Genomic DNA, 25,919 nt, shown 5'->3' with positions numbered 1-25,919 from the left:
GGGAGCGAGCGGTCATGAGCGCCGTTCCCGACGACATCGTCGCCGACTTCATCGTCGAGGCCCAGGAGATCCTGGACCGCCTCGGCGAGCAGCTGGTCTCGCTGGAACAGGCGCCGGAGGACGCGACCCAGCTCAATGCGGTGTTCCGCGGCTTCCACACGCTCAAGGGCGGCGCGGGCTTCCTCGGCGTGCAGCCGATGGTCGAACTGTGCCACGCGGCCGAGGAAACCCTGGGCCGCGCGCGTTCCGGGCAGGCGACGCTCGCCCCCCATCACTTCGATGCCGCGCAGCAGTCGCTGGACCACCTGCAGGCGATGCTCGATGCGCTGTCCGCCGGGCGGGAACCGGAGCAGGTGCCGGCGGCGTTGATCGCCCAGTTCGATGCCGGGAGCGAGCCACCGCCGGCGACGGGATCCGGCAAGGCGCAGGCCAGCCCCCCCCAGCCTGCAGCGTCCCACGACGATGGCCTGATCGGCGAGGACGAGTTCGAGTCCCTGCTCGACGAACTGCACGGCCGCGCCGCGCCCGGCACAAAGCCGCTGGCTGCGGCCGTTCCGGCCCCCGGGACCCGGGCATCGGCGCCCGTCGCCAAGCCGGCCGCCGAAGCCGAACACACCGTCCGCGTCGACACCAAGCGCCTGGACGCGATCGTCAACCTGATCGGCGAGCTGGTGCTGGCGCGCAATCGCCTGAAGACGCTGCGCGCGCGCATCCGCGACGAGGAACTCGACCGCGCCGTCAGCACCCTCGACATCGCCACCGCGCGCCTGCAGTCGGCGGTGATGCGCACGCGCATGCAGCCGGTCGGCAAGGTGTTCTCGCGCTTTCCCAAAGTCGCGCGCGACGTCGCCCGCTCGCTGCGCAAGGAGGTCGAGCTGGAACTGGTCGGCGCCGAGACCGAGCTGGACCGCAACCTGGTCGAAGCCCTGGCCGATCCGCTGGTGCACCTGGTCCGCAACGCGATCGACCACGGCGTGGAGGACCCGGACCTGCGCGAGGCCAGCGGCAAGCCGCGCAGCGGCCGCGTGCGCCTGTCGGCCCAGCAGGAAGGCGACTACGTCAGCATCGAGATCCAGGACGACGGCGCCGGCATCGATCCGGAACGGCTGCGCGAGAAGGCGCGCGAGAAGGGCCTGATCGACCACGAGGCGGCCGCGCGCCTGAGCGTGGACGAATGCCTGCACCTGATCTTCCTGCCGGGCTTCTCGACCAAGACCGAAGTCACCGACATCTCCGGGCGCGGCGTCGGCATGGACGTGGTGCAGTCGCGCATCCGCGAGCTGAGCGGCACCATCCAGATCCAGTCGGAACTCGGCCGCGGCACCCGCTTCATGATCCGCGTGCCGCTGACCCTGGCGATCCTGCCGACCCTGCTGGTGCAGGCCGGCGAGGACGTCTACGCGCTGCCGCTGGCGCGCGTCGTGGAGGTGCTGCACGCGCCGCAGACCTCGCTGGGATGGTTCGACGGCCGCGCCGTGCTCGACCGCCGCTCGCATACCTTGCCGCTGGTGGACCTGCGCCGCTGGCTGTCGCTGGATCCGCGCCCCACCCCGCTGTTGACCGTGGTCTTGCTGCAGGCCGGCGATACCCGGTTCGGCCTGGTCGTGGACCAGGTCCGCGGCCGCGAGGAAGTGGTGATCAAGCCGTTGCCGCGCGTGCTGCGCGGCCTTCCCGGCTATGCCGGCGCCACCCTGATCGGCGACGGCCGCATGGCGCTGATCCTCGACGTGGACGGGCTGCGCGCCAGCGACGGTTGAGCGGCCACCGCGATTGCGGGCCCGTTGGTTCCCTGGCGCTCACAACGGCTGGAACGAGCCCCGGTCCTGCAGGAACGTCAAACGGTTGACCCGGTCGACGAAACCGCGGATGTCCGCCGCCTGCCTGTGCGACATCGGCCCCGCCACCAGGAACCGGATCGTGTCGTCCTGCAGCGTCGGCGCCCCGCGCCGCAGCCCGGGCACCAGTTCCTCCGCGCATTCCTGGAATACCGCGCGCCACCGCTCGACCGGCACCTTGTCCAGCAGCACGACCAGCGGTTCATCGGGCCGGGCCTTGCCATGGACCGGGACCTCGAACCCGATGACATGAACGAAATGACGCAGTGGCATGCCGCGAAGATAGCGCTGGCCGTCGCCCGATCCGCCAACGCCCGCTTCACGCGGCTTCACGCCGCTTTGTGACCGATTCCCCCGGCGAAGCGCTATGAAGCGCTATCAAGTCCCCCGCGCCCGCGCCGATACCGCTTGCATGGACAAGCTCAGTCTCACCGGTATCGTGCTGGCGCTGATCGCCGTGGTCGGCGGCAGCGTCCTGAAGGGCGCGGGCCTGGCCTCGCTGTGGTCGCCCGCCGCCTTCCTGATCGTCATCGTCGGCACGCTCGCGGCGATCCTGCTGCACACCTCGCCGGCGATCTTCCGCCGCGCCTTCCGGATCGTCGGCTGGGTGTTCAACCCGCCGGCCAGCCAGCGCGAGGCGCTGCTCGCGCAGATCCTGGAATGGAGCAACATCGCGCGCCGCCAGGGCCTGCTCGGCCTGGAAAGCCAGCTCGACGGCCAGGACGACGCCTTCCTGCGCAAGGGCCTGCAGATGCTGGTCGACGGCGTGGAACCGGAAACCATGCGCCACATGCTGGAGATCGAAGTGTCCAACCAGGAGCGGCAGGACCTCGCCGCGGCGAAGGTGTTCGAAGGCATGGGCATCTATGCGCCCACGCTCGGCATCATCGGCGCCGTGCTCGGCCTGATCGCGGTCATGAAGAACCTGGCCGACCCGTCCAAGCTCGGCCACGGCATCGCCGCCGCCTTCACCGCCACCATCTACGGCATCGCCTCGGCCAACCTGCTGTTCCTGCCGGTCGCGGCCAAGCTCAAGAGCGTGATCCACCACGCCAGCAACGAGCGCGAGATGGTCATCGAGGGCCTGATCGCGATCGCGCACGGCGAGAACCCGCGCAACATCGAGGCCAAGCTGGCCGGTTTCCTGCACTGATGGCCCGCCGCAAGCACCACGAAGAGCACAACAACCACGAGGCATGGGCGATCCCGTACGCCGACCTGCTGACGCTGCTGCTCGCCTTCTTCGTGGTGATGTACGCGATCTCCTCGATCAACGAGGGCAAGTACCGCGTGATGGCCGACGCGCTGACCGCCGCGTTCGGCGGCGCCCCGCGCACCATCAACCCGGTGCAGGTCGGCAACCACCAGCTGCAGGGGTCCGACTGGGACCGGCCCTCGCCGATCAAGTCCGGCGCCAAGGAAGGGCCGACCGCGCCGTCGCCGGCGCCCGACCCCACCCTGCTGCCGTCGATGGCCTCGCAGATGCGCATGCCGGTGTCGCTGCGCGACCAGGACCGGCTGGCGCGCGCGCAGCGGCAGATGGACCAGGTCGCCCGGCAACTCACCCGCGCGCTGGCCCCGCTGGTCGACGCCCGGCTGATCACCGTGCGCCGCCACGACCTGTGGATCGAGGTGGAGATCCACAGCGACATCCTGTTCGCGACCGGCTCGGCCCTGCTCGACCGCAATGCCCGCGACACCCTGGCCAAGCTCGCCACGGTCCTGCGCGAGGCGCCCAACGGCGTGCGCGTGGAGGGCTATACCGACAACCAGCCGATCGCCACCGCGCAGTTCCCGTCCAACTGGGAGCTGTCCACGGCACGGGCCGCCAGCGTGGTGCACCTGTTCGTCGACGAGGGCATCGCGCCGCAGCGGCTGGCGATGGTCGGCTATGGAGAATTCCGCCCGCGTGCCGATAACGCCAGCGAGGCCGGTCGCAACGCGAACCGGCGGGTGGTGCTGATCATCCTCGCCGACTCCGACGCCAGCCTCGCCCCGGAACTGACGCCGCCGTTGCAGGCGACGTCGCCGGACCCCACCAAGGCAACCGAATCGCAAACCGCCGGGGTCGTCCCCGGCAGCCGCGGCGTCAAGAGCGTTCCCGCGGTCATCGAAGGAGTGAACTGATGCGCATCTGGGCGATCGCCAACCAGAAGGGCGGCGTGGGCAAGACCACCACGACGCTGGCCCTGGGCCGCGGCCTGGCCGCGCTCGGGCATCGCGTGCTGCTGGTCGACCTGGACCCGCACTCCTCGCTGACCCGCGCCTTCGGCGTGCCGGCCGAGCCGCCGCCGCGTGGCGTGCTCGACCTGTTCGGCACCCCGCCCGCCGACCTGTCCACGCTGCTGCGCGAAAGCGACATCCCGGGCCTGGCCTACGTCTGCGCGCAACCCGCCCTGGCCACGCTGGAGCGACGCAGCGCCAACCAGCCCGGCCTCGGCCTGGCCCTGCAAAACGCCCTGGCACGGCACGGCCGCGCGCACGACTACATCCTGCTCGATTGCCCGCCGACGCTCGGCCTGCTGATGATCAACGCGCTGGCCGCGGCCGACCACCTGGTGATCCCCACCCAGGCGGAGCCGTTGGCGCTGCACGGCCTGGCCGGCATGGTGCGCACCGCCGACATGGTGCAGCGCTCGCGCCGGCGCGAGCTTCCGCTGTCGATCCTGCCGACCCTGTTCGACCGCCGCACCCGCGCCGGCCACGAATCGCTCAAGGAGATGCAGGCGCGCTACGGCGAGCGCGTGTGGGAAGACGCGATCCCGGTCGACACCCGCATCAGCAACGTCGACCTGCTGACCTCGCCGGCCAGCACCGACGACTATCCGGGCCGCGGCCTGGCCGCGTACCGCCGCGCGCTCGAGTGGATGCTCGCCAACGACGCCGCGCGCATGGAGCAGGCCGCGTGAACGGCACTGAGGTGCTCGACGAATACCTGGACGGCCTGCTGCAGGCGGTGGCCTGCAGTGCCGCGCAGGCGCCCCCGGCGGCCGCATCCGCGACCGGCGAGGTGCCTGCCGCCGCGTGCGGAGACTCCACGCCCGCCGCGGGCCCGGACGCGTCTGCCGCAACGATCGCCGACGACGTGATCGCCGAGATGATGGCCGACCCGGCTTTCGCCGCCGAAGCCCGCGCACCCGTGGATGTCGGCGCGGACGTGATCGCGGAGATGCTGGCCGATCCCGCCTTCGCCGATGCACCGGCCGATCGGGCCAAGGCCCCGGTCGCCGGGGTGGCGAGCGCTCCGGCACTCGTCGATCCCATGGCCGCCGACCTGATCGCGGAAATGGAGAACGACCCCGCGTTCGCGCCCGCCAAGCCCGCTGCCCTCGAAAGCGCGCCCGCGCGCAGCAAGGCCGCCACGAACCCGCCGGCGATGTCCAAGTCCCGGCTGCCGGCCCGGTCGGCAGCGGGGCAGCCCGCCCGGCTGCCGCCGCACATCCAGGCCCTGTTCCGCCCCGACGACGCGGACCGCGCCCAGGTCCCGCCGCAGCCCGCCGAACGCAGCTCGCGCTGGCTGCGGCTGCGCTGCGGCGAACAGGCCTATGCGCTGGAACTGCTGAAGGTGCAGGAAGTGGTATTGCCGACCCCGCTGTTGCGCCTGCGCGGCACTTCGCGCTCGATGCTCGGGATCATGAACCTGCGCGGGCTGGTGGTGCCCGTGCTCGACCTCGGCCTGTACCTGGGCTCGCAGCCGGTCGCGGCCGATCCCGATACCCGCGTGGTGGTCCTGGAGGAACAGGGCGAGACGATGGGCCTGCGGGTCTCGGCCGTGGAGGACGTCACCACCCTGACCGACCAGCAGATCGAGCCGCCGGACAACACCCGCCTGTGCAAGATCTCCAACCAGTTCTTCCGCGGCGTGGCACGCCTCGGCCAGCGCCCGGTGATCCTGCTGGATGCCTCGCAGCTGTTGCAGTGACGCCGGGCCCCGGGGCCACGCCCCCCCGGCCCGCTTCGCACATCGACATTCCCCCTCAAGCTTGGCCGCTTCCTGCCGATACCGCCTGGGCAATCGTCTTTCCGGAGCACCGATGAGCACAGTGTCACTGGGCGAGGATCTCGGCATCGAGACCAGCGCCGACCTCAAGCAGAAGCTCGCGCCCTATCTCGCCGAGGCGGGACAGCTGATGCTCGATGCCGGCCAGGTCCGCCGCATCCATACCGCCAGCGTGCAGGTGCTGTGCGCCTTCGTCGACAGCCGCCGCAAGGCGGGGTTGCGGACCGGCTTCGATGGCTGCAACGACATCTTCAAGGACGCGGTGCGCCTGCTCGGCGTGGCCCACACGCTCGGCCTGCCCGCATCCAACGACAACCTGAAATCTGTGGAGAACGCCGCATGAGCGCACGTATCCTGGTGGTGGACGATTCGGCGTCGATGCGCCAGATGGTGTCCTTCGCCCTCACCTCGGCCGGTTTCGCGGTCGAAGAAGCCGAGGACGGCGCGATCGCCCTCGGCCGCGCCAAGGGCGAGAAGTTCAACGCGGTGGTCACCGACGTCAACATGCCCAACATGGACGGCATCGCGCTGATCCGCGAGCTGCGCCAGTTGCCGGACTACAAGTTCACCCCGCTGCTGATGCTGACCACCGAGTCGGCCGCCGAGAAGAAGTCCGAAGGCAAGGCCGCCGGCGCCACCGGCTGGCTGGTCAAGCCGTTCAATCCCGAACAACTGGTCGCCACCGTCCAGAAGGTGCTGGGCTAGGGCCCCGCCACGCCCCGATACCCGCCGTCGACTCCCACGATCCGGATTCCGCGCCATGAGCATGGACCTGCAACGCTTCCACGCCACCTTCTTCGAGGAAAGCCGCGAAGGGCTGGACGCGATGGAGGCCGGCCTGCTGTCGCTCGAAGGCGGCACCACCGATCCGGAGACCATCAACTCGGTGTTCCGCGCCGCGCACTCGATCAAGGGCGGCGCCGCCACGTTCGGCTTCGAGTCGATCGCCGGGCTGACGCACGTGCTGGAAACGCTGCTCGACGAGCTGCGCGCCGGCAAGCGCGCGCTGGAAGCCGCCGCGATCGACGCCATGCTGGGCTCGGTCGACGTGCTGCGCGCGCTGCTGCGCGAGGCCGAGCACGACCAGCCGGCCGACCCGGCCGCGGTGCGGGCGGTACTAGAGCGCCTCGACGCCGTGCTGTCCGGCGCCGCCGCGCCTGCCCCGCCGGCCGCCGCGAAGGAAGAAGCGCCGGAGGCCTGGCACATCGGCTTCACGCCGGCGCCATCGCTGTTCATGAGCGGCAACGACCCGCTGCGCATCATCCGCGAACTCGAAAGCCTCGGCCCGCTGCAGGTCGCCGCGCGCCTGGAACGCCTGCCCGGCTTCGAGCAGATCGACCCGCTGGAGGCCTACATCGCCTGGGACCTCGGCCTGCTCGGCAAGGTCCCGCGCAGCAAGATCGAGGACACCTTCGCCTGGGTGGTCGACGATTGCGAGCTGGACATCCGTCCGATGGACCCGCCGTCGGCGGTCGAAGCCACGCCCGTGGCGGAACCGGCCGCCGCCGCGCCCGCCCCCGCCCTTGCCGCCGTTCCGGCCTCTCCCGCTGCCCCGGCCGCGGCCGGCAGCACGCAGGAAGCGGAAACCTCCATCCGGGTCAGCGTCGACAAGGTCGACGCGCTGATCAATCTGGTCGGCGAACTGGTCATCACCCAGGCCATGCTCAAGCAGGTCTCCAGCGGCCTGGATCCCGCCGTCGCCGAGCGCCTGGTCGCCGGCCTGGAACTGCTCGAACGCAACACCCGCGACATCCAGGAAGCCGTCATCAGCGTGCGCATGCTGCCGGTGGACGCGGTGTTCCGGCGTTTCCCGCGCCTGGTCCGCGACCTGTCCACGCGCCTGGGCAAGCAGGTGCGCCTGCGCACCATCGGCGAAGGCACCGAGCTGGACAAGGGCCTGATCGAGAAGATCGCCGACCCGCTGGTGCACCTGGTGCGCAACTCGATCGACCACGGCCTGGAGCTCCCGGACGCGCGCCGCGCCGCCGGCAAGGACGAGACCGGCACCATCACGCTGGCGGCCTCCCACCAGGGCGGCCACATCGTCATCGAGGTCAGCGACGACGGCCGCGGCCTCAACCGCGAGAAGATCCTGGCCAAGGCGCGCGAGCGCGGCCTGGCCGTGCCCGAGAACCCCACCGACGCGCAGGTCTGGGACCTGATCTTCGCCCCGGGCTTCTCCACCGCCGATGCCGTCACCGACCTGTCCGGCCGCGGCGTCGGCATGGACGTGGTCCGTCGCAACATCCAGGCGCTGGGCGGCGAGGTGCAGATCGAAAGCAATGCCGGCCTCGGCACCCGCACCCTGATCCGGCTGCCGCTGACCCTGGCCATCCTCGACGGCATGATCGTCTCGGTCGCCGGCGAAACCCTGATCCTGCCGCTCGCCTACGTGCTGGAGGCCTTGCAGCCGCAGGCCGCCGACGTGCGCACCATGGCCGGCGAAGGCCGCGTCCTGCGCGTGCGCGGCGAGTACCTGCCGATCCTTTCGCTCAGCGACTACTACGGCTACGACGGTCGGCAAGGCGGCGAGCCGCTGGTCGTCGTGGTCGAGGGCGACGGCCAGAAGATCGCGCTGGAGGTGGACGAACTGGTCGGCCAGCAGCAGGTGGTGGTCAAGAACATCGAGAACAACTACCGACGCATCGCCGGCGTGTCCGGCGCGACCATCCTCGGCGACGGCCGCGTCGCGCTGATCGTGGACATCGGCGGCCTGGTGCGCTCGCTGCGCGTACCGCAGGCCGCGTAGCGCGCAGCCTCGGCTCCGCGTCCGCGGAGCGGCGCCCAGCCGCGACGACATCCTGCCGGCAAGGCCGCGCCCGCGCGGTACGACCTTCCGCCCGGCCGCATCGCCATGCCTTCCCCGCGATTCGCCGCCTTTGGCGAGAGATCGCTGCGCACGGCCCGATGACTTGACGTCCTCTGCGGGCGTGATCGCAGGCCACGATGCCTCCGGCATTGCATCGCGGCACCTGCCGGATCGATCCCCGGCCATCGTTTGCCCCCTGGCTTCACATGGCCTTGCCAAAGGTGAATTCAGTAATCTGTGCGCTCAGTTACAAAGCCGTGACACGACGCTCAACCTTTCTTGCTTGGCGCCGATCAGGCCGTGACCCGGACGAGGACCGTGCAGGGAGGGATGGGCGATGGCCGTCATGCGGTACGTCTTTGCGCCACGCCTGGCGCCGTGGTTCGGAATCGCATTGCTGGCGCTCTGGCTCGGTTGGCTGGTCCCGGCCTTCCGGACCCTGCTGGCTCCCGTCCGCGCGCAGGAGGATGCGGCCGCCATCGTGGCGCGCCTGCAAGCCCACAGCCCCGCCGCGCGCGACCTCGCAAGAGCCACCGTCTTCCTGGCACGTTCGGGCGAATGCCGCTGCCGCGCCGACACCGGCGTGTCCCGCCTGCAGGCCGCGCTGCTCCGGTCCGTTCCGGCGCTCGACCTGGGCACCGCTTCCAGCGACATCGGCTATCCGGTCCTGGTGCTCGCGCCGCCGGCCCGGCTGGTCTATGCCGGCCCTGCCCTCGTGGATATCGGCTGCGGCGCGCCGATCGCGCTGGACACGCTGTTGCCTGCCCTGCTCTCCCGGCCCGGGCGGGCGCTGATCGTTCCTCCAACCTGCCAATGTCACAAGGAGCCATGACATGCGGTCCAGCCACCCAGCAGCCAGACCTGCCAACGACGAATCGCTTCCGTACCTGCGGCAATTGGCGGTCAGCGCCGATCGCCTGTTCCTGGGCCTGGGCGGGCTGCTGGCATTCGCCAGCCTGGTCGCGGCCGCCTGGCTGGGCCAGTGGTGGCCGTTCCTGATCGTGGCGCTGCCGTCGCTGGCCGTCGCCGCCGGGCAGCACCTGCTGTACCCGGGCACGCTGCTGAGCCGCTGCACCATCGGCCTGGTGCTGATGGCGCTGTCGGCGCTGCTGATCCACCAGTCCGGCGGCATGGCCGAAGTGCATTTCGTGGTCATCATGGCGATCGCGCTGCTGGTGTACTACCGCGACTGGCGCCCGATCGTGGTCGCGGCCGCGGCGATCGCGGTCCACCACCTGGCGTTCTTCTGGCTGCAGCGCCAAGGCTGGCCATTGCGGGCGTTCGCGCCCGGCACCGGGTTCGGCGTCCTGCTCATCCACGCCGGCGCCGTGATCGTCGAAACCGCGATCCTGGCGATGATGGCGGTGCCGATGCGCAGGCAGCTGCGCTCGGTCGGCCACGATCCGCGCGCGCTCGCGCGCGCCGCCCGCAACATCGCCCGGGAACAGCCCCTGCCCGAGGAGTTCCATGGCATGGACTTCCCGGAAGGTTCGCTGGCGCACACGCTGGCGGCCGCCAGCGACCAACTGCTGCGCCAGCATGCGCAGCAGCAACGCGAGCACTGCGAGAGCCTGCGCCTGCGCAGCGCCCTCGACAACGTCACCACCCACGTGATGATCGCCGATGCGCAACGCACGATCGTCTACGTCAACCGCCCGCTGGCCGCGATGCTGGCCGAGGCCCAGGACGACCTGCGCCGCGACCTCCCCGGCTTCGACGCCGCCCGGCTGCTCGGCAGCAGCATCGACCAGTTCCACCGCCATCCCGAGCACCAGGCCCGGCTGCTCGACCGGCTGAGCGGCACGCACCGCGCCCAGATCAAGGTCGGCGGGCGCAACATGCGGCTGATCATCAACCCGGTCGCCGACTCCGCCGGCGAGCGGCTCGGTTACGTCGTGGAATGGGCCGACCGTACCGCCGAGGTGCAGGTGGAAGAAGAAGTCGCCCGCATCGTCCGCGAAGCCGCCCGCGGCAACCTCAAGGACCGCGTCGCGCTGGACGGCAAGCAGGGCTTCTTCCGCCAGCTGGCGCAACAGCTCAACGAGCTGCTGGACAACAACGCGCATGCGCTGGACGGCATCTCCGCCCTGCTGTCCTCGCTGTCGCACGGCGACCTCGGCGCGCGCATGCAGGGTGGCCTGGAAGGCGTGTTCGCGCGGATCGGCGAGGACGCCAACAGCACCGCCGCGCAACTGACCGGCATCGTGCGGCGGATCAAGGACTCCGCCCTGGCGATCGACACCGCCGCCGCGGAGATCTCCGCCGGCAACAGCGACCTCGCCCGCCGCACCGAGCAGCAGGCGGCCGCGCTGGAGCAGACCGCGGCCGCCATGGAAGAACTGACCTCCACGGTCAAGCAGAACGCCGAGCACGCCCGCCAGGCCAACCAGCTCGCGCAGGGCGCCGCCAGCGTCGCCTCGGAGGGCGGCACGGTGGTCGGCCGGGTCGTCGCCACGATGGACGAGATCGAGGCGTCCTCGAAGAAGATCGCCGAGATCATCTCGGTCATCGACGGCATCGCCTTCCAGACCAACATCCTGGCCCTCAACGCCGCCGTCGAGGCCGCGCGCGCCGGTGAGCAGGGCCGCGGCTTCACCGTGGTCGCCAGCGAGGTGCGCACCCTCGCCCAGCGCTCGGCCGCCGCGGCCGGGGAGATCAAGCGGCTGATCGACGACTCGACCGGCCGGGTGGCAAGCGGGGCGGCGCTGGTCAAGCAGGCTGGCGCCACCATGGGCGAGATCGTCGCCAGCGTGCAGCGCGTCACCGACATCATGGCGCAGATCTCCGGCGCCTCGCAGGAGCAGAGCGCGGGCATCGACCAGGTCAACCGGACCCTGGCGCACATGGACGAATCCACCCAGCAGAACGCCAGCCTGGTCGAGGAGGCCTCCGCCGCCGCGCGGGCGATGGAACACCAGGCCAGCCAGCTGGTCGACGCGGTCGCGCTGTTCCGGCTCGGGGAGGACGGCGTCGACGCGCTGCTGGCGCAGGCGGCGCGGCCCGGCCCTTCAAGAACCGAGCGGACGGCCGATACCGTGGTCAACCTCAATCCGCGATAACGCCTGCAGCGTCCAGGGTCCATGGCCGAAGGCAACGCTTCCGAAGCCCCAGGAGACGCGCCCGGCGAGGGCGCGGAGGGCGACGAGAAATACCTGGTGCGCAACCCTCGCCAGATCCGGGGGTTGCTGCAGTCGCTGGTCCAGCAGCGCTCGCTGATCACCGCCCACGTCGGCGGCCGCGACCTGTTCTTCCCCACCGCCGTGCTCGACGTGGAGGACGCCGGCGACCAGGCCTGGCTGATCCTCGATGGCAGCCCGCAGGAAGCCTCCAACCGGGCGGCGGCGGAGGCCGGCTACCTGCTCTGCTTCGCCCAGCTCGAACGCGTGCGGGTCCGTTTCCGCGTCGCCGGCCACCGGCGGATCGAGCGCGACGCCCATGTCGCCTTTCGCGCGCCCCTGCCGGACGCCTTCTACTACCTGCAGCGCCGCGAGCACTACCGGCTGGAAACGCCGGTCACCGAGTCGCCCAGCTGCCTGCTCCGCTTCGAACACGAGAGCGGGCGCAGGATCGAACTGGACCTGCGCGTCATCGACATCAGCGGCGGCGGGCTGGCCGTCGCACTCGCCCCCGGCATGCCGCTGCCGGAACTCCACCGCACCTGCCGCGACTGCGTGCTGAAGCTCCCGGACCAGGACCCGATCGCGCTGCCGCTGACCGCATGCAACCAGTTCCGGCAGACCCTGCCCAACGGCCAGGAAAGCATCCGCATGGGCCTGCAGTTCACGGACCTGCCGCGCGGCGCCGGCGAGGCGATCCAGCGCTACATCTTCCGCGTGGACCGGCAGCGCAACGCGCGCAAAAGCGGCGTGTTCTGAACCACACCGGCAAGGCCCGCCGGGGCTGGAGTCCCTGCCACGGCGCATTCCTCCTTCGGCGCCCCATCCCGGCCACGCCCCTCGCTCCGACGGGAACGCCAGCCCACCTCACGCCAGGCCCTAAAGTTGCCGCCGCTCCAGCCGATCAGGATCGGACAGAACCCCCGTTGCCTTCGCAGCGCACGCTGGAGCCGCCATGAACGACAAGACCCCCACCGCCGGCAAAGGCGGCGAATTCCTCAGCTTTGCCCTCGGCGAAGAACACTACGGCGTGGACATCCTCAAGGTGCAGGAGATCCGCGGCTACGACACCGTCACCCGCGTGCCCGACGCCCCCGACTACATCAAGGGCGTGATCAACCTGCGCGGCACCATCGTGCCGGTCATCGACCTGCGCCTGAAGCTGAAGCTGAAGGAAGCGCGCTACGACGCCTTCACCGTGATGATCGTCCTCAACGTCGACAGCCGCGTGGTCGGCATCGTGGTGGACAGCGTGTCCGACGTGATCGCGCTGTCCGACGAACAGATCCGCCCCACGCCGGAATTCGGCGCCGCGGTCGACACCCGTTTCATCTCCGGCATCGGCACGGAAGGCGATCGCATGCTGATCCTGCTGGATATCGAAAGCCTGCTCGACAGCGCCGACCTCGCCCAGCAGGAAACCGCGGAAGAAGCGGCCTGAGCGCGCTGTCGGGACATTCCCTACAGCCGCGTGACGCATGCGTGAAAAAGTGACGTAAATCACATATCACCCGGTCAAGATGCCGACGACCACGCCGATAGCACCGGCAAGGACCTCCGTCGCGGAGGCTCGCCCCACCCGTATCGTATTCCGGAGAACACCGATGAAATCCCTGCTTCCCCTCGTCCTCGCCGCCGTCGCTTCCACCGCGTTCGCGCAGTCGCAGGAAATGATCCCGCCGGAAATGGCTTCCCGGTTCGTGGGCAAGGACGGCATGGTCTGCGGCAAGGTCGAGAAGGCCAAGTACGCGCAGGGTTCGGAAGGCGAGCCGACCTTCCTCTACATGGGCGGCATGTTCCCCCGCCACACCTTCTCGGCGCGCATCGCCGGTTCCGACCGCGGCAAGTTCAGCTTCCCGCCCGAGTCGCTCGAGGGCAAGGACATCTGCGTGATCGGCAAGATCGAGCGCGACAGCTCGCGCGCGGCCATCGACGTCAGCTCGCCGTCGAGCCTGAAGCTGGCCACGATCAAGTAATCCTTTCCTGCCCCCGCCGCCGGCTGCCGGCGGCGGGCTCGCAGCTGCCGCCTGCAGCATCCCAACAAGGAACAGCGTTCATGCAGTGGATCATCAATCTCAAACTGAAGCCGAAGCTGCTGCTGGCCTTCGGCGTCGTCCTGACGCTCATGCTGATCCAGGGCATCATCGCCTTCACCGGTCTGTCGTCCCTCAACCGCGCCAGCAAGCAGCTGGCCGGCAACACCATGTCCAGCGTGCGCGAGGCCGGCGAACTGCGCGGCATGATCGGCGAGTATCGCAACTCCGCCTACCAGGGCCTGGTCCGCGCCAGCGACTCGGTGAAGGAGGAAGCCAAGCAACGCGCCATCCAGTTGCACGGGCAGATCGACGCCGCGATCAAGGCCTATCCCCGGCTGATCGAGACGCCCGAGCAGAAGAAGCTGTTCGACGCTTTCGTCGCCGACTGGAAGAAGGCCAGCGCCTCCTATGCCAGCGTCGAGGAGATGATCCAGCTGAACCTGCCCGACGATGCGGTCGACACGTTCGTCGGCGAAACCCGCATGCTGCACCGGAAGGCCCAGGACTCGCTGGCCGCGCTGATCGCCGAGGACAACAAGCTCGCCCAGGCCGCCAAGGAGCAGGCCGAGGACGTGCACGCGACCTCCGTGACGCTGACCGGGGTGATGATCGCGGCCGGCATCGCGGGCGGCCTGGTGCTGGCGTGGTTCTTCGCCAATGCCCTGGTCAAGACCGTGCGCGGCGCGGTCGCCGTGGCCAACGACGTGGCCGGCGGCAAGCTGGACGGCCATATCGACGTTTCGCGCGCGGACGAGGTCGGCGACCTGATGCGCGCCATGCAGCGCATGCAGCGCGACCTGAAGGAGCGCATCGAGCGCGACCAGGCCATCGCCAGCGAGAACCTGCGCATCCGCACCGCGCTGGACAGCTCCTCGACCCCGACCTTCATCACCGACCGCGACCGCATCGTCATCTACGCCAACGAATCGTTCCGCAGGACCGCGGCGCTGCACCAGGAGAGCCTGCGCACGGTCTCACCGGACTTCGACGGCAACGACGTGATCGGCCGCCCCGTCGCCTATCTCGGCCTGTCCGAAGCGGCCCTGCGCGCGGTCGCCGGCAAGCTCGAGAAGGACGGCAGCGCCCAGGTCGAAGAACGCTTCGGCGAGGCGGTGATCGCCCAGACCATCACGCTCATCCGCGATACCGACGGCAACCTCAGCGGCAACGTCTGCGAATGGCGCGACCGCACCGTCGAGGTCGGCGTCGAGGAGGAAGTGGCGCGCATCGTCCGCGCCGCGGCCGCCGGCGACCTCGGCGGGCGCGTCTCCCAGGACGGCAAGGAGGGTTTCTTCCTGCAGCTGGCCCAGCAGCTCAACAGCCTGCTGGAAGCCAATTCGTCCAGCATCGAGCAGATCTCCGGCCTGCTCTCGGCATTGTCGCGCGGCGACCTGACGGCCCGCATGCACGGCGATTTCCAGGGCGTGTTCGCCCGCATGCGCGACGACGCCAATGCCACCGCCGAGCAGCTGGCCGACATCGTCGGGCGCATCAAGCAGTCCTCGCAGGCGATCAACACCGCTGCCGTCGAGATCGCCTCCGGCAACAACGACCTCTCCCGCCGCACCGAGCAGCAGGCCGCCAACCTCGAGGAAACCGCGGCCTCGATGGAAGAGCTCACCTCCACCGTCAAGCAGAACGCCGAGCACGCCCGCCAGGCCAACCAGCTCGCGCAGGGCGCCGCCGGCGTCGCCCGCGACGGCGGCCAGGTCGTCAGCCAGGTCGTCTCCACGATGGGCGAGATCGAGCGTTCCTCCAAGAAGATCGCCGAGATCATCTCGGTCATCGACGGCATCGCCTTCCAGACCAACATCCTCGCCCTCAACGCCGCCGTCGAGGCCGCGCGCGCCGGCGAGCAGGGCCGCGGCTTCGCCGTGGTCGCCAGCGAAGTGCGCACCCTCGCCCAGCGTTCGGCCAACGCCGCCAAGGAGATCAAGGGCCTGATCGACGACTCGGTCGGCAAGGTCGCCGACGGCTCGGCGCTCGTGCACAAGGCTGGCGCCACCATGGGCGAGATCGTCGCCAGCGTGCAGCGCGTCACCGACATCATGGCCGAGATCTCCGCCGCCTCGCAGGAACAGAGCAGCGGCATCGAGCAGGTCAACCAGACCATCACCCAGATGGACGAGACCACCCAGCAGAACGCCGCCCTGGTCGAGGAAGCCACCGCCGCCGCCCGTGCCATGGAGGAACAGGCCGCGCAGCTCGCCGAGGCCGTGGCCGTCTTCAAGCTCGACGACCTGCCCGCGCCGGTGCAGGCCGCCAGCGCACCGCCGCGCACCGTCGCCAGGACCGCCAAGGCGGCGCCGGCGGCCGCGCCGGCCCGGCCGGTGCGCGCCTCGCGTCCGCTCAAGAGCGAGAGCGAGCCGGTGCTGGCGGATGGCGACTGGCAGGAATTCTGATCCACCGTTTCGCTGTTCCGATCGCCCCGGGTCCGCCCGGGGCCTTTTTTTGATGCCGCCGCGGCACGGGTCGTGCGGAAGAAGCCTCTCTAGCGGGAGGAACTTCAGTCCCGCCAGGCAGTGCCGGCACGGCGCCGGGACTGGAGTCCCTCCCCGGCGTTCTCCTTTTCGGCCCCTTCGGCCTTCAGGCGTCCGGCACGCCGACCGATATCGCCATAGTCCCCCGACCTTCCGCCCAATGACGCCTGCCGATGCCACCGCAGATTCCCGGGAATTCGAGTTCGCCGACCGCGACTTCCGCCGCGTCTGCGACCTGATCCACCAGCGCGCCGGGATCGCCCTGGCGCCGGCCAAGCGCGACATGGTCTATGGCCGGCTGTCGCGGCGCTTGCGTGCGCTCGGGCTGCGTTCGTTCCGCGACTACCTGGATCGCCTGGAAGCCAGCGGCGAGGGCGACGAGGAGTGGCAATCCTTCACCAATGCGCTGACCACCAACCTCACCTCGTTCTTCCGCGAACCCCACCACTTCGACAAGCTGCACGAGGAACTGCGCCGGCGTGCCGGACAAGCCCCGCTCAAGCTCTGGTCGTGCGCGGCGTCCACCGGCGAGGAACCCTACTCGATCGCGATCACCGCCTGCGAGGCCTTCGGCACCTTGGCGCCGCCGGTCAGGATCCTGGCCACCGACGTGGACACGCAGGTGCTGGAAACCGCCTCGCGCGGCATCTATCCGCTCGAACGCATCGCCTCGCTGGACATCGCGGTCAAGCGCAAGTACTTCCAGCGCGGCACCGGCCCGAACGAGGGCAAGTGCCGGGTGGTGCCGGCGCTGCGCCAACTGGTCGAGTTCCGCCAGCTCAACCTGCTGGCGCCGCGCTACGACGCCGGCGGCCCGTTCGCCGCCCTGTTCTGCCGCAACGTGATGATCTATTTCGACAAGCCCACCCAGCGCGCCATCCTGTCGCGGCTGGTCACGCACCTCGGCGACGACGGCCTGCTCTACACCGGCCACTCGGAGAACTACCTGCACGCGTCCGACCTGATCCAACCCTGCGGGCGCACCCTCTACCGCCGGGCGCCGCGCAACGGGGCGCCGGCATGAGCAGCCTGCCGAAGATCGACGAGGTGATGCGCTACCACGACACCCGGTTCCAGACCGTCGCCGCCAAGTTGCTGCCCACCCAGTACCTGGTGGTCGACGACGACACCGCGCTGACCACCATCCTCGGCTCGTGCGTGGCCGCCTGCCTGCGCGACCCGGTGCTGAAGATCGGCGGCATGAACCACTTCCTGCTGCCGGAGGGCCAGGTCGGCGACGGCGCGCCCGCGCGCTACGGCAGCTACGCGATGGAACTGCTGATCAACGACCTGCTCAAGCGCGGCGCGCACCGCAAGCGCCTGGAGGCCAAGGTGTTCGGCGGCGCCAACGTGCTCAAGGGATTCACCAGCAACCCGGTCGGCACGCGCAACGCCGAATTCGTGCGCCAGTACCTGCAGGCCGAGCACATCCCGATCCTCGCCGAGGACCTGATGGGCATCCACCCGCGCAAGATCTGGTTCTTCCCGGCCACCGGGCGCGTGGTCGTGCAGCGCCTGCCGCACGCCCACGAGGCCGAGGTCGCCGCCGCCGAATCCGCCGTGCGCGCACGCCTGTCCAAGGCCCCGGTCACCGGCGGCGTGGAGCTGTTCGAATGATCGAAGCTCCCGTACGCGTGCTGATCGTCGACGACTCGGCGGTCGTGCGGCAGCTCCTGACCGAGATCCTGTCCCGCGACCCGGGCATCGAGGTGGTCGGCTCGGCCACCGACCCCTATGTCGCGCGCGAGAAGATCAAGCGCTTCGACCCGGACGTGCTCACCCTCGACATCGAGATGCCGCGCATGGACGGGCTGGCCTTCCTCGAGAACCTGATGCGGCTGCGCCCGACGCCGGTGGTGATGATCTCGTCGCTGACCGAACGCGGCGCCGATGCGACCTTGCAGGCGCTGGCGCTGGGCGCGGTGGACTTCGTCTCCAAGCCCAAGCTCGACGTCGCCCGCGGCCTGGAGGACTACGCCGCCGAGATCGTCGCCAAGGTCAAGAACGCGGCCAAGGCCCGGGTGCGCGCGATCGCCCGCCCGCCCCTGGTCCGGCCCGCGCCGGAAGCGCCGGTGCCCGGTGCGGCGCGCTCGATGCGCTTTCGCACCACCGAGCGCCTGATCGCCATCGGCGCCTCCGCCGGCGGCACCGAGGCGCTGCGCATCGTGCTCGAAGGCATGCCGGCCGACGCCCCGGCCGTCGTGCTGACCCAGCACCTGCCGGCCAGCTTCAGCACGGCCTTCGCCGAACGCCTGGACCGCCATTCGGCGATGTCGGTGCGCGAGGCCGCCGACGGCGAGGCCATCCTGCCCGGCCATGCCTACCTGCCGCCGGGCGGCAAGCACCTGCGCGTCGTGCGCGACGGCGCCCGCTGGCGCGCACGGATCGATGACGGCGTGCCGGTCAATCGCCACAAGCCGGCGGTGGACGTGCTGTTCCAGTCGGTCGCCGCCAACGCCGGCCCGAACGCGGTCGGCGCGATCCTCACCGGCATGGGCGACGACGGCGCCCGCGGCCTGCTGAAGATGCGCGAGGCCGGCGCGTCGACCCTGGTCCAGGACGAGGCCAGCAGCGTGGTCTGGGGCATGCCGGGCGCGGCGTTCAAGCTCGGCGCGGCACAGGAAGTCGTGCCATTGGAGCGCGTGGCGGAGCGTCTGGTCGCGCTGGCCAACCCGCCGGCGTAGCGCGGGCAAGCATCGCCACAGAAACGGCCTTTTTGCGGGAGCGCTTCTTGTGAAGCGGCTGTTGTGGGAGCGGCTTTAGCCGCGATGGGGCTTTCCCAGGGTCCGGTATCCGTTGTCGCATCGACATCGACCGTCGTCCCCGCCTGCGCGGGGACGACGGCGCGGAAGTTGCTGAAATTCGGTGGCAATCGAATTTCGGGAAAGCCCCATCGCGGCTAAAGCCGCTCCCACAAGAGTCATTCCTGCCGCTTCACCCTGCACGAACAAGAAGCCCGGCTTTCGCCGGGCTTCCTGCTTGCCTTGGGCCCCGGGGATCAGGCCGCCACGGTCTCGGCCACGTCCTGGTAGTCCCGGATCTGGTCGAAGTTCATGTAGCGGTAGATCTCGGCGCCCTTGCTGTTGATCACGCCGATGTCCGCCATGTACTCCTCCTTGGTCGGGATCTTGCCCAGGCGCGAGGCGATCGCCGCCAGCTCGGCCGAACCCAGGTACACGTTGGTGTTGCGGCCCAGGCGGTTCGGGAAGTTGCGGGTCGAGGTCGAGAACACCGTCGCGCCCTCGCGCGCCTGCGCCTGGTTGCCCATGCACAGCGAGCAGCCCGGCATCTCCATGCGCGCGCCGGCGGTGCCGAAGGTGCCGTAGTGGCCTTCCTTGGTCAGCTCCGAGGCGTCCATCTTGGTCGGCGGCGCGACCCACAGGCGGGTCGGGATGTCGCGCTTGCCTTCCAGCAGCTTGGCCGCGGCGCGGAAGTGGCCGATGTTGGTCATGCACGAACCGATGAACACCTCGTCGATCTTGGCGCCGGCCACTTCGGACAGGGTCTTCACGTCGTCCGGATCGTTCGGGCAGGCCACGATCGGCTCGTGGATGTCGGCCAGGTCGATCTCGATGACGGCGGCGTACTCGGCGTCGGCATCCGGCTCGAGCAGCTGCGGGTTGGCCAGCCACTCTTCCATCTTCTTGATGCGGCGGGCCAGCGAACGCGCATCCTGGTAGCCCTCGGCGATCATCCACTTCAACAGCGTGATGTTGCTGTTGAGGTACTCGATGATCGGCTCCTTGTTCAGGCGCACGGTGCAGCCGGCGGCCGAGCGCTCGGCCGAGGCGTCGGACAGCTCGAACGCCTGCTCCACCTTCAGGTCCGGCAGGCCCTCGATCTCGAGGATGCGGCCGGAGAAGATGTTCTTCTTGCCCTGCTTGGCGACGGTCAGCAGGCCCTGCTTGATCGCGTACAGCGGGATCGCGTTGACCAGGTCGCGCAGCGTGACGCCCGGCTGCATCTGGCCCTTGAAGCGCACCAGCACCGACTCGGGCATGTCCAGCGGCATCACGCCGGTGGCCGCGGCGAAGGCGACCAGGCCCGAGCCGGCCGGGAACGAGATGCCGATCGGGAAGCGGGTGTGCGAGTCGCCGCCGGTGCCGACGGTGTCGGGCAGCAGCATGCGGTTGAGCCAGCTGTGGATCACACCGTCGCCCGGGCGCAGCGAGATGCCGCCGCGGGTGGAGATGAACTCCGGCAGGGTGTGGTGGGTCTTCACGTCCACCGGCTTGGGATAGGCCGCGGTGTGGCAGAACGACTGCATCACCAGGTCGGCCGAGAAGCCCAGGCAGGCCAGGTCCTTGAGCTCGTCGCGGGTCATCGGGCCGGTGGTGTCCTGCGAACCCACCGAGGTCATCTTCGGTTCGCAGTAGGTGCCCGGGCGCATGCCCTGGCCTTCCGGCAACCCGCAGGCGCGGCCGACCATCTTCTGCGCCAGCGAGAAGCCCTTGCCGGTGTCGGCCGGCTGCACCGGCAGGCGGAACAGGTCGGTGGGGGGCAGCTTCAGCGCTTCGCGCGCCTTGCCGGTCAGGCCGCGGCCGACGATCAGCGGGATGCGGCCGCCGGCGCGCACTTCGTCGAACAGCACCTCGGACTTGACCTGGAACTCGGCGATCACCTCGCCGTTCTTCAGCGCTTTGCCTTCGTACGGGCGCAGCTCGATGACGTCGCCGTGCTCCATCTTCGACACGTCCAGCTCGATCGGCAGCGCGCCGGCGTCTTCCATCGTGTTGTAGAAGATCGGGGCGATCTTGCTGCCCAGGCACACGCCGCCGAAGCGCTTGTTCGGGATGAACGGGATGTCCTCGCCGGTCCACCACAGCACGCTGTTGGTCGCCGACTTGCGCGAGGAACCGGTACCGACCACGTCGCCGACGTAGGCGACCAGGTGGCCCTTCTCCTTGAGCTTGAGGATCTCGCCGATCGGGCCGCGCTTGCCGTCTTCCTCCGGCACGAACGGCGCGTCGGGGCGCTTGTTCTTCAGCATCGCCAGCGCGTGCATCGGGATGTCCGGGCGGGTGGTCGCGTCCGGCGCCGGCGACAGGTCGTCGGTGTTGGTCTCGCCCGGCACCTTGAACACGGTGACGGTCAGGCTCTGCGGCACTTCCGGCTTGCTGGTGAACCACTCGGCCTCGGCCCAGCTCTTCAGCACGGCCTGCGCGTTGGCGTTGCCCTTCTCGGCCTTCTCCTGCACGTCGTGGAAGGCATCGAAGATCAGCAGCGTGTGCTTCAGGCCCTCGGCCGCGACCGGGCCCAGCTCGGCGTGGTCGAGCAATTCGACCAGCGGGTGGATGTTGTAGCCGCCCAGCATCGTGCCCAGCAGTTCGGTGGCGCGCTGGGGCGTGATCAGCGGCGTCTTCTCGGTGCCGAAGGCGACCGCGGCCAGGTACGAGGCCTTCACCTTGGCGGCATCGTCGACGCCGGCCGGCACGCGGTGGGTGATCAGCTCGACGAGGAACTCCTCCTCGCCCGCCGGCGGGTTCTTCAGCAGCTCGATGACCTCGGCGGTCTGCTGCGCGCTCAACGGCAGCGGCGGGATGCCGAGCGCGGCGCGCTCTGCAACGTGGTGGCGGTAGGCTTCCAACATGACAACTCCCAGGTAACGCGGTGGATGGGGATGGGTGGGCTCAGGCTTGCGGCACGATCAGCTTCAGGCCCTTGAAGTAGTCGCGGTAAAACGTGTCGTTCCAGGTGATCAGGCCGTCGCACTGCAGCAGCGCGTGGGCTCCCACCATGAATCCGTCCAGGCTGCGCCGGCCGCCGCGGCGCTGGCGATGGCGGCGATGCATCTCGCCGGCGCGCAACGCCGACTTGGCTTCCAGCGCGCTGAAATGGACGCCCATTTCCTCCAGCGCCTCCAGCACCTCGGCACCGCCCTGCAAGGCGGCGCACAGTTCGGCGAGGGTCGTGCCGCAGACCACCACGCGGCCGCCGACCAGGCTCTGCCGCAGGCAGGCCTCCACCGCATCGGCCTGCGGGCCGTTGCTGAGCAGTTCGATCAGGACCGGGGAATCGACGGCGATGGCCATGGGCTATTCCTCGTCGCGGACCGCGCGCACGGCGGCCTCGGAGGAATCGAAACCGTCCAGCGCGAACTTGCCGCGGGCACGGGAAATGGCATCGTCCACGCTCTTGCGCAGGATGATGCGGCTGCCGTCGAGTTCGACCTTGAGCTGGGTGCCCTTGGTCAGGCCCAAGGCGTCGCGGACCGCCTTCGGCAGGGTGATCTGGCCGCGTTCGGCAACGGTGGCTTCCATGGGTACGCCCTCTTCGGTATGCACGAATTATACATACCTGGGGCGTCATACCGATAGTGCCGGCTAGGCCCGGCACTTCCCCTCGGAATGGCCAGGGGCTGGCCAGAACGGTCGTCCCCGCGCGAGCGGGGACGATGCGTACCAGGAGTTCATCGATCTCCTGAAGCGTGCGTCGTCCCCGCGCGAGCGGGGACGATGCCTGGCCGTCAGAACGCCACCTGGAACCGGGTATTCACCGTGGTGCCCTTGTCCGGGCCCTGTACCGCCCCGCTACGGTTGTCGGTCTGCCAGCGGACCACGTCCAGCATGATCCGGCTCAGGTCGTTCAGGTACCAGTTCGCGCCCACCGTCCAGGCGTGGCCGGTACCGCCGGTCGGCAGTTCGGCGTAGTCCACGTCCTCGTAGCGCGCCTTCAGCTCCCAGGCGCCGCGCCCGCCGGCGGTGACCGGGTCGTTCACCTTGACCTTGCCCCAGGTACCGGTCTTGCCCGCATAGGCCGGCACGGCGCCGCCCAGGAACCAACCGGCCGAGACCGCCCAGGCCTGGTGGTCGAGGTCGTAGCGGCCGGCGGTGCCCACGCCGTGCAGGTTGCGCGTGCCCCACTCGCCCGTCGCCCAGGCGGGACCGAAGAAGCCCGCCGCCTCCAGGCCGTAGGCCGTGCTGCGCTCGGCGCCCGCCAGCGTGCCGGGGGCGATCTTCACCAGGTCGTTGAAGTGGCCGGCGATGGCCGAACTGCGCAACACCCCGCTGGCGCCGGCCGCGATCTCCTCGTGGAACGCCCACGCGCCCAGGTGCACGACGGCGTCCTGGCGCGCCAGCGGATTCCAGTGCGCGCGCGTGGCCCAGGTCAGGCTGTCGTTGTCGCTGCCCGCATTGTTGAGGTCGTTGCCGGCCACCGACAGGCTGGCATGCCAGCCCTTGCCGTACACGCGCTCGGTCAGGCCGACGCCGAACAGGCCGCGCTGCGGCAGCACCAGCGTGCCGACCACGTTGCGGTCCTGGAACGGCGTGTTGGAGGTGCTGCTGGAGCCATCGATGCCGCGGTCGTTGAGGCGGTTGCCGATGGTCAGGTCCGCCGGCAGCCCGAACGCGCGATGGTCCACCGTCGCGTAGACGGATTTCCACGCCACCTCGTTGTCGGCGAAATCGCCTTCCACCGCCCAGCCGAGGATGCCGTAGCGGCCTTCCGCGCCCAGGCGCACCGAGCGGATCTCGGTACCGGACAGGTTGCGGTCGCCGGCCGACGAGCCGCTGGTGCTGGAACCGTCGACGAACAGGCGGCCGCGCGGGCGGAAGGTCGCCGAGCCATCGGCGTTGGAGAACTCCGGCGCGCCCTTGGACCACGACACCTTCGGTGCCTTGGCCTGGCCGGATTCCAGCGCGGCCACGCGCGCTTCGAGCGCGGGCGCATCCGTGGCGGGAACGGCCGGGGCGGCGCTCGCGGCCGCGGGCGAGCCGCCTTCCAGTGCGCGCAGGCGCGCCTCGAGCTGCCGGATCTGTTGCGCCTGCTGCCGGACCAGGGCGCTCAGTTCGGCCTGGCTCAAGGGCACGACAGGCGAGGCGTTGCCGGAATCGATGGACTGGGCGCCGGCCTGGGCGCTGCCCAGCAGCAGGCCGAGCGCGACCGCCAGCGCTGCCTTGGGCAGCACGGGATGATGGTTCATGGGTTCTCTCCGGCCAGCCGGCTCCCTGGCCTGGCGCTGGCCCTGGTGGTGTACGGGAAGTGCGGGACGGGACCGCGCCGCCGGACCACCCGGCGGCGCGGCTCATGCCAGGCTCAGCTGGTCGCCTGGGCCTGGCTGTTCGGGCGCCAGGTGATGAGGCGGTTCTCGACCAGGTCCAGCACCCAGTCGATGACCAGCACGAAGGCCGCCAGGATGATGATGCCGGCGAACACGCCCACGGCATTGAAGTTGCCTTCGGCCTGTGCGATCAGGTAGCCCAGGCCCGCCGAGGCGCCCAGGTATTCGCCGATGATCGCGCCGACCACGGCGAAGCCCACCGAGGTGCGCAGCGACGACAGGATCCAGCTCGCCGCCGCGGGGAAGTACACGTGGCGCAGCAGGTCGCCGCGGCTGGCGCCGAGGATGCGCGCGTTGGCGAGCACCACCGGGTTGACCTCGCGCACGCCCTGCATCGCATTGAAGAAGGTGGTGAAGAACACCAGCGTCACCGCCAGCGCGACCTTGGACCACAGGCCCAGGCCGAGCCACAGCACGAAGATCGGCGCCAGCACCACGCGCGGGATCGCGTTGAAGCCCTTGATGAACGGGTCGAGGATGCGCGCCGAACGCCGGCTCAGGCCGAGCCAGACGCCGCCGGCCACGCCCAGCGCGGTGCCGATGATGTAGCCGAGCGCGGTCTCGGTCAGGGTGATGTAGACGTGCTGGTAGAACGAGGTATCCGACAGCCACGCGTACATCTGCCGGACGATGTCCAGCGGCGCCGGGAAGAAGAACGGATCGATCCAGCCCAGCGCGATGCCGGCCTGCCACCCTCCGAAGATGGCCACCACCAGGGCGGCCTGGATGAACTTGTCAGTCTTGGCGTGCATAACTCTTCTCCACTTCGCCGCGCAGGCAGGCCCAGATGTCGCGGTACAGATCGGTGAAACGGTCGTCGAGCTTGATCTCGGCGACGTTGCGCGGCCTTTCCAGATCCACCTCGAAGCTGCGCACCACCCGGCTGGCCGGGCCGGCGGACAGCACCACCACGCGGTCGCCCAGCGCGATCGCCTCCTCCAGGTCGTGGGTGATCAGGATCACCGAGCGCCGGTCCTCCTGCCACAGCCGCAGCAGTTCGTTCTGCATCAGGTGGCGGGTATGGATGTCCAGCGCCGAGAACGGCTCGTCCATCAGGATCACCTTCGGCTCGACGATCAGCGCCTGCGCCATCTGCACGCGCTTGCGCTGGCCGCCGGAGAGCTGGTGCGGGTAGCGGTGCTCGAAGCCGGCCAGGCCGACCTTGGCCAGCCAGGCCTTCGCCCGCTGCTCGCGCTCGGCCTGGGCCACGCCCCGGAAGCGCAGGCCCAGCTCGACGTTCTGCAGCGCGGTCTTCCACGGCAGCAGCGCATCCTGCTGGAACAGGTAGCCCACCGATTCCTGCACGCCCTGCACCCGGCGGCCATCGATGGCGATGTCGCCGGACGCCGGCTTGAGCAGGCCGGCCACGGCATTGAGGATGGTGCTCTTGCCGCACCCGGTCGGGCCGACCACGGCCAGGAATTCGCCGTCGCCGACCTGGATGTCCACGTCGCGCACCGCGGTGAAGTTGCCGAACGACATCGTCACCCGGTTGATGGCGACCATGACTTGCGCCGCGGCCGTGGGCGGCGCGATGTCGAGGCGCCGCACGTTGGCATTGAGTGCCATGGGTTTCCTCCG

At 69.9% G+C, this 25,919-nt stretch carries 24 protein-coding genes; 17 read left to right on the top strand and 7 right to left on the bottom strand.

Annotated features, from left to right (window positions below; genetic code table 11):
- The first annotated feature begins 14 nt into the window (after positions 1–14).
- Positions 15–1,757, top strand: coding sequence for a chemotaxis protein CheA (locus tag M3M27_RS09665; RefSeq protein WP_434027899.1), 1,743 nt, complete (start codon positions 15–17; stop codon positions 1,755–1,757).
- 39 nt (positions 1,758–1,796) lie between these two features.
- Here M3M27_RS09665 and M3M27_RS09660 read toward each other — a convergent pair whose 3' ends face one another.
- Positions 1,797–2,168 carry a hypothetical protein gene (locus tag M3M27_RS09660; protein WP_140721522.1) on the bottom strand — a complete coding sequence of 124 codons (372 nt, stop codon included), beginning with the start codon at positions 2,166–2,168 and terminating at the stop codon, positions 1,797–1,799.
- 79 nt (positions 2,169–2,247) lie between these two features.
- Between M3M27_RS09660 and M3M27_RS09655 the strand changes: the two genes are divergently transcribed.
- The 16 genes from M3M27_RS09655 to M3M27_RS09580 all read left to right on the top strand — a co-directional run bounded on the left by M3M27_RS09655 (position 2,248) and on the right by M3M27_RS09580 (position 18,960).
- Positions 2,248–2,988 carry a flagellar motor protein gene (locus tag M3M27_RS09655; protein ID WP_140721525.1) on the top strand — a complete coding sequence of 247 codons (741 nt, stop codon included), beginning with the start codon at positions 2,248–2,250 and terminating at the stop codon, positions 2,986–2,988.
- Entirely contained in the window at positions 2,985–3,962 is a 978-nt protein-coding gene (motD, locus tag M3M27_RS09650) for a flagellar motor protein MotD (protein ID WP_434027995.1), read from the top strand. The genes M3M27_RS09655 and motD overlap by 4 nt, the downstream gene beginning before the upstream one ends.
- Complete coding sequence (locus tag M3M27_RS09645; RefSeq protein WP_434027898.1) at positions 3,962–4,744, top strand: ParA family protein; 783 nt, start codon at positions 3,962–3,964, stop codon at positions 4,742–4,744. The genes motD and M3M27_RS09645 overlap by 1 nt, the downstream gene beginning before the upstream one ends.
- Positions 4,741–5,757 (top strand): chemotaxis protein CheW, encoded by a 1,017-nt coding sequence (locus M3M27_RS09640; RefSeq protein ID WP_434027897.1) that lies wholly within the window; start codon positions 4,741–4,743, stop codon positions 5,755–5,757. The genes M3M27_RS09645 and M3M27_RS09640 overlap by 4 nt, the downstream gene beginning before the upstream one ends.
- 112 nt (positions 5,758–5,869) lie before the next feature.
- Complete coding sequence (locus M3M27_RS09635) at positions 5,870–6,178, top strand: STAS domain-containing protein (RefSeq protein WP_140721531.1); 309 nt, start codon at positions 5,870–5,872, stop codon at positions 6,176–6,178.
- Entirely contained in the window at positions 6,175–6,540 is a 366-nt protein-coding gene (locus M3M27_RS09630; protein WP_140721534.1) for a response regulator, read from the top strand. The genes M3M27_RS09635 and M3M27_RS09630 overlap by 4 nt, the downstream gene beginning before the upstream one ends.
- Positions 6,541–6,595: 55 nt before the next feature.
- Entirely contained in the window at positions 6,596–8,584 is a 1,989-nt protein-coding gene (locus M3M27_RS09625) for a chemotaxis protein CheA (RefSeq protein WP_434027896.1), read from the top strand.
- A 397-nt stretch (positions 8,585–8,981) separates the two neighbouring features.
- Complete coding sequence (locus tag M3M27_RS09620) at positions 8,982–9,476, top strand: hypothetical protein (RefSeq protein WP_140721541.1); 495 nt, start codon at positions 8,982–8,984, stop codon at positions 9,474–9,476.
- A 1-nt stretch (position 9,477) separates the two neighbouring features.
- Entirely contained in the window at positions 9,478–11,703 is a 2,226-nt protein-coding gene (locus M3M27_RS09615) for a methyl-accepting chemotaxis protein (protein WP_434027895.1), read from the top strand.
- Positions 11,704–11,724: 21 nt separating this feature from the next.
- Entirely contained in the window at positions 11,725–12,519 is a 795-nt protein-coding gene (locus tag M3M27_RS09610) for a flagellar brake protein (RefSeq protein ID WP_140721547.1), read from the top strand.
- A gap of 196 nt (positions 12,520–12,715) precedes the next feature.
- On the top strand, positions 12,716–13,201 hold the full coding sequence (locus M3M27_RS09605; protein WP_140721550.1) for a chemotaxis protein CheW: 486 nt from the start codon (positions 12,716–12,718) through the stop codon (positions 13,199–13,201).
- Positions 13,202–13,364: 163 nt separating this feature from the next.
- Positions 13,365–13,736 (top strand): hypothetical protein, encoded by a 372-nt coding sequence (locus tag M3M27_RS09600; protein WP_140721553.1) that lies wholly within the window; start codon positions 13,365–13,367, stop codon positions 13,734–13,736.
- Between the two features lie 80 nt (positions 13,737–13,816).
- Complete coding sequence (locus tag M3M27_RS09595; protein WP_434027894.1) at positions 13,817–16,198, top strand: methyl-accepting chemotaxis protein; 2,382 nt, start codon at positions 13,817–13,819, stop codon at positions 16,196–16,198.
- Positions 16,199–16,436: 238 nt separating this feature from the next.
- A complete protein-coding gene (locus tag M3M27_RS09590) occupies positions 16,437–17,300 on the top strand; it encodes a CheR family methyltransferase (RefSeq protein ID WP_140721560.1) in 864 nt (287 codons plus the stop codon).
- On the top strand, positions 17,297–17,893 hold the full coding sequence (gene cheD, locus M3M27_RS09585) for a chemoreceptor glutamine deamidase CheD (RefSeq protein ID WP_140721562.1): 597 nt from the start codon (positions 17,297–17,299) through the stop codon (positions 17,891–17,893). Before M3M27_RS09590 ends, cheD begins: the two co-directional genes overlap by 4 nt.
- Positions 17,890–18,960: a protein-glutamate methylesterase/protein-glutamine glutaminase gene (locus M3M27_RS09580; RefSeq protein WP_434027893.1), complete on the top strand. Its 1,071-nt coding sequence runs from the start codon at positions 17,890–17,892 to the stop codon at positions 18,958–18,960. The genes cheD and M3M27_RS09580 overlap by 4 nt, the downstream gene beginning before the upstream one ends.
- 314 nt (positions 18,961–19,274) lie before the next feature.
- Here M3M27_RS09580 and acnB read toward each other — a convergent pair whose 3' ends face one another.
- The 6 genes from acnB to M3M27_RS09550 all read right to left on the bottom strand — a co-directional run bounded on the left by acnB (position 19,275) and on the right by M3M27_RS09550 (position 25,907).
- Positions 19,275–21,866, bottom strand: a complete 2,592-nt coding sequence (acnB, locus tag M3M27_RS09575; protein ID WP_140721568.1) for a bifunctional aconitate hydratase 2/2-methylisocitrate dehydratase — start codon at positions 21,864–21,866, stop codon at positions 19,275–19,277.
- 40 nt (positions 21,867–21,906) lie between these two features.
- Positions 21,907–22,308, bottom strand: coding sequence for a type II toxin-antitoxin system VapC family toxin (locus tag M3M27_RS09570; RefSeq protein ID WP_140721571.1), 402 nt, complete (start codon positions 22,306–22,308; stop codon positions 21,907–21,909).
- Between the two features lie 3 nt (positions 22,309–22,311).
- Positions 22,312–22,536, bottom strand: coding sequence for an AbrB/MazE/SpoVT family DNA-binding domain-containing protein (locus tag M3M27_RS09565; protein WP_140721576.1), 225 nt, complete (start codon positions 22,534–22,536; stop codon positions 22,312–22,314).
- A 206-nt stretch (positions 22,537–22,742) separates the two neighbouring features.
- On the bottom strand, positions 22,743–24,200 hold the full coding sequence (locus M3M27_RS09560) for an OprO/OprP family phosphate-selective porin (protein ID WP_434027892.1): 1,458 nt from the start codon (positions 24,198–24,200) through the stop codon (positions 22,743–22,745).
- Between the two features lie 113 nt (positions 24,201–24,313).
- A complete protein-coding gene (locus M3M27_RS09555; RefSeq protein WP_140721583.1) occupies positions 24,314–25,090 on the bottom strand; it encodes an ABC transporter permease in 777 nt (258 codons plus the stop codon).
- The gene (locus M3M27_RS09550) at positions 25,074–25,907 is read right to left on the bottom strand and encodes an ABC transporter ATP-binding protein (RefSeq protein ID WP_140721586.1); all 834 of its coding nucleotides are present in this window, start codon (positions 25,905–25,907) and stop codon (positions 25,074–25,076) included. The genes M3M27_RS09555 and M3M27_RS09550 overlap by 17 nt, the downstream gene beginning before the upstream one ends.
- Between the last annotated feature and the right edge of the window lie 12 nt (positions 25,908–25,919).

Origin of the sequence: Xanthomonas boreopolis (genome assembly GCF_046529185.1) — a bacterium.
Taxonomy (GTDB): Bacteria; Pseudomonadota; Gammaproteobacteria; order Xanthomonadales; family Xanthomonadaceae; genus Pseudomonas_S; species Pseudomonas_S boreopolis.
The sequence above is the reverse complement of the archived record's forward strand: the minus strand, read 5'-3'. Positions and strand labels throughout refer to the sequence as shown.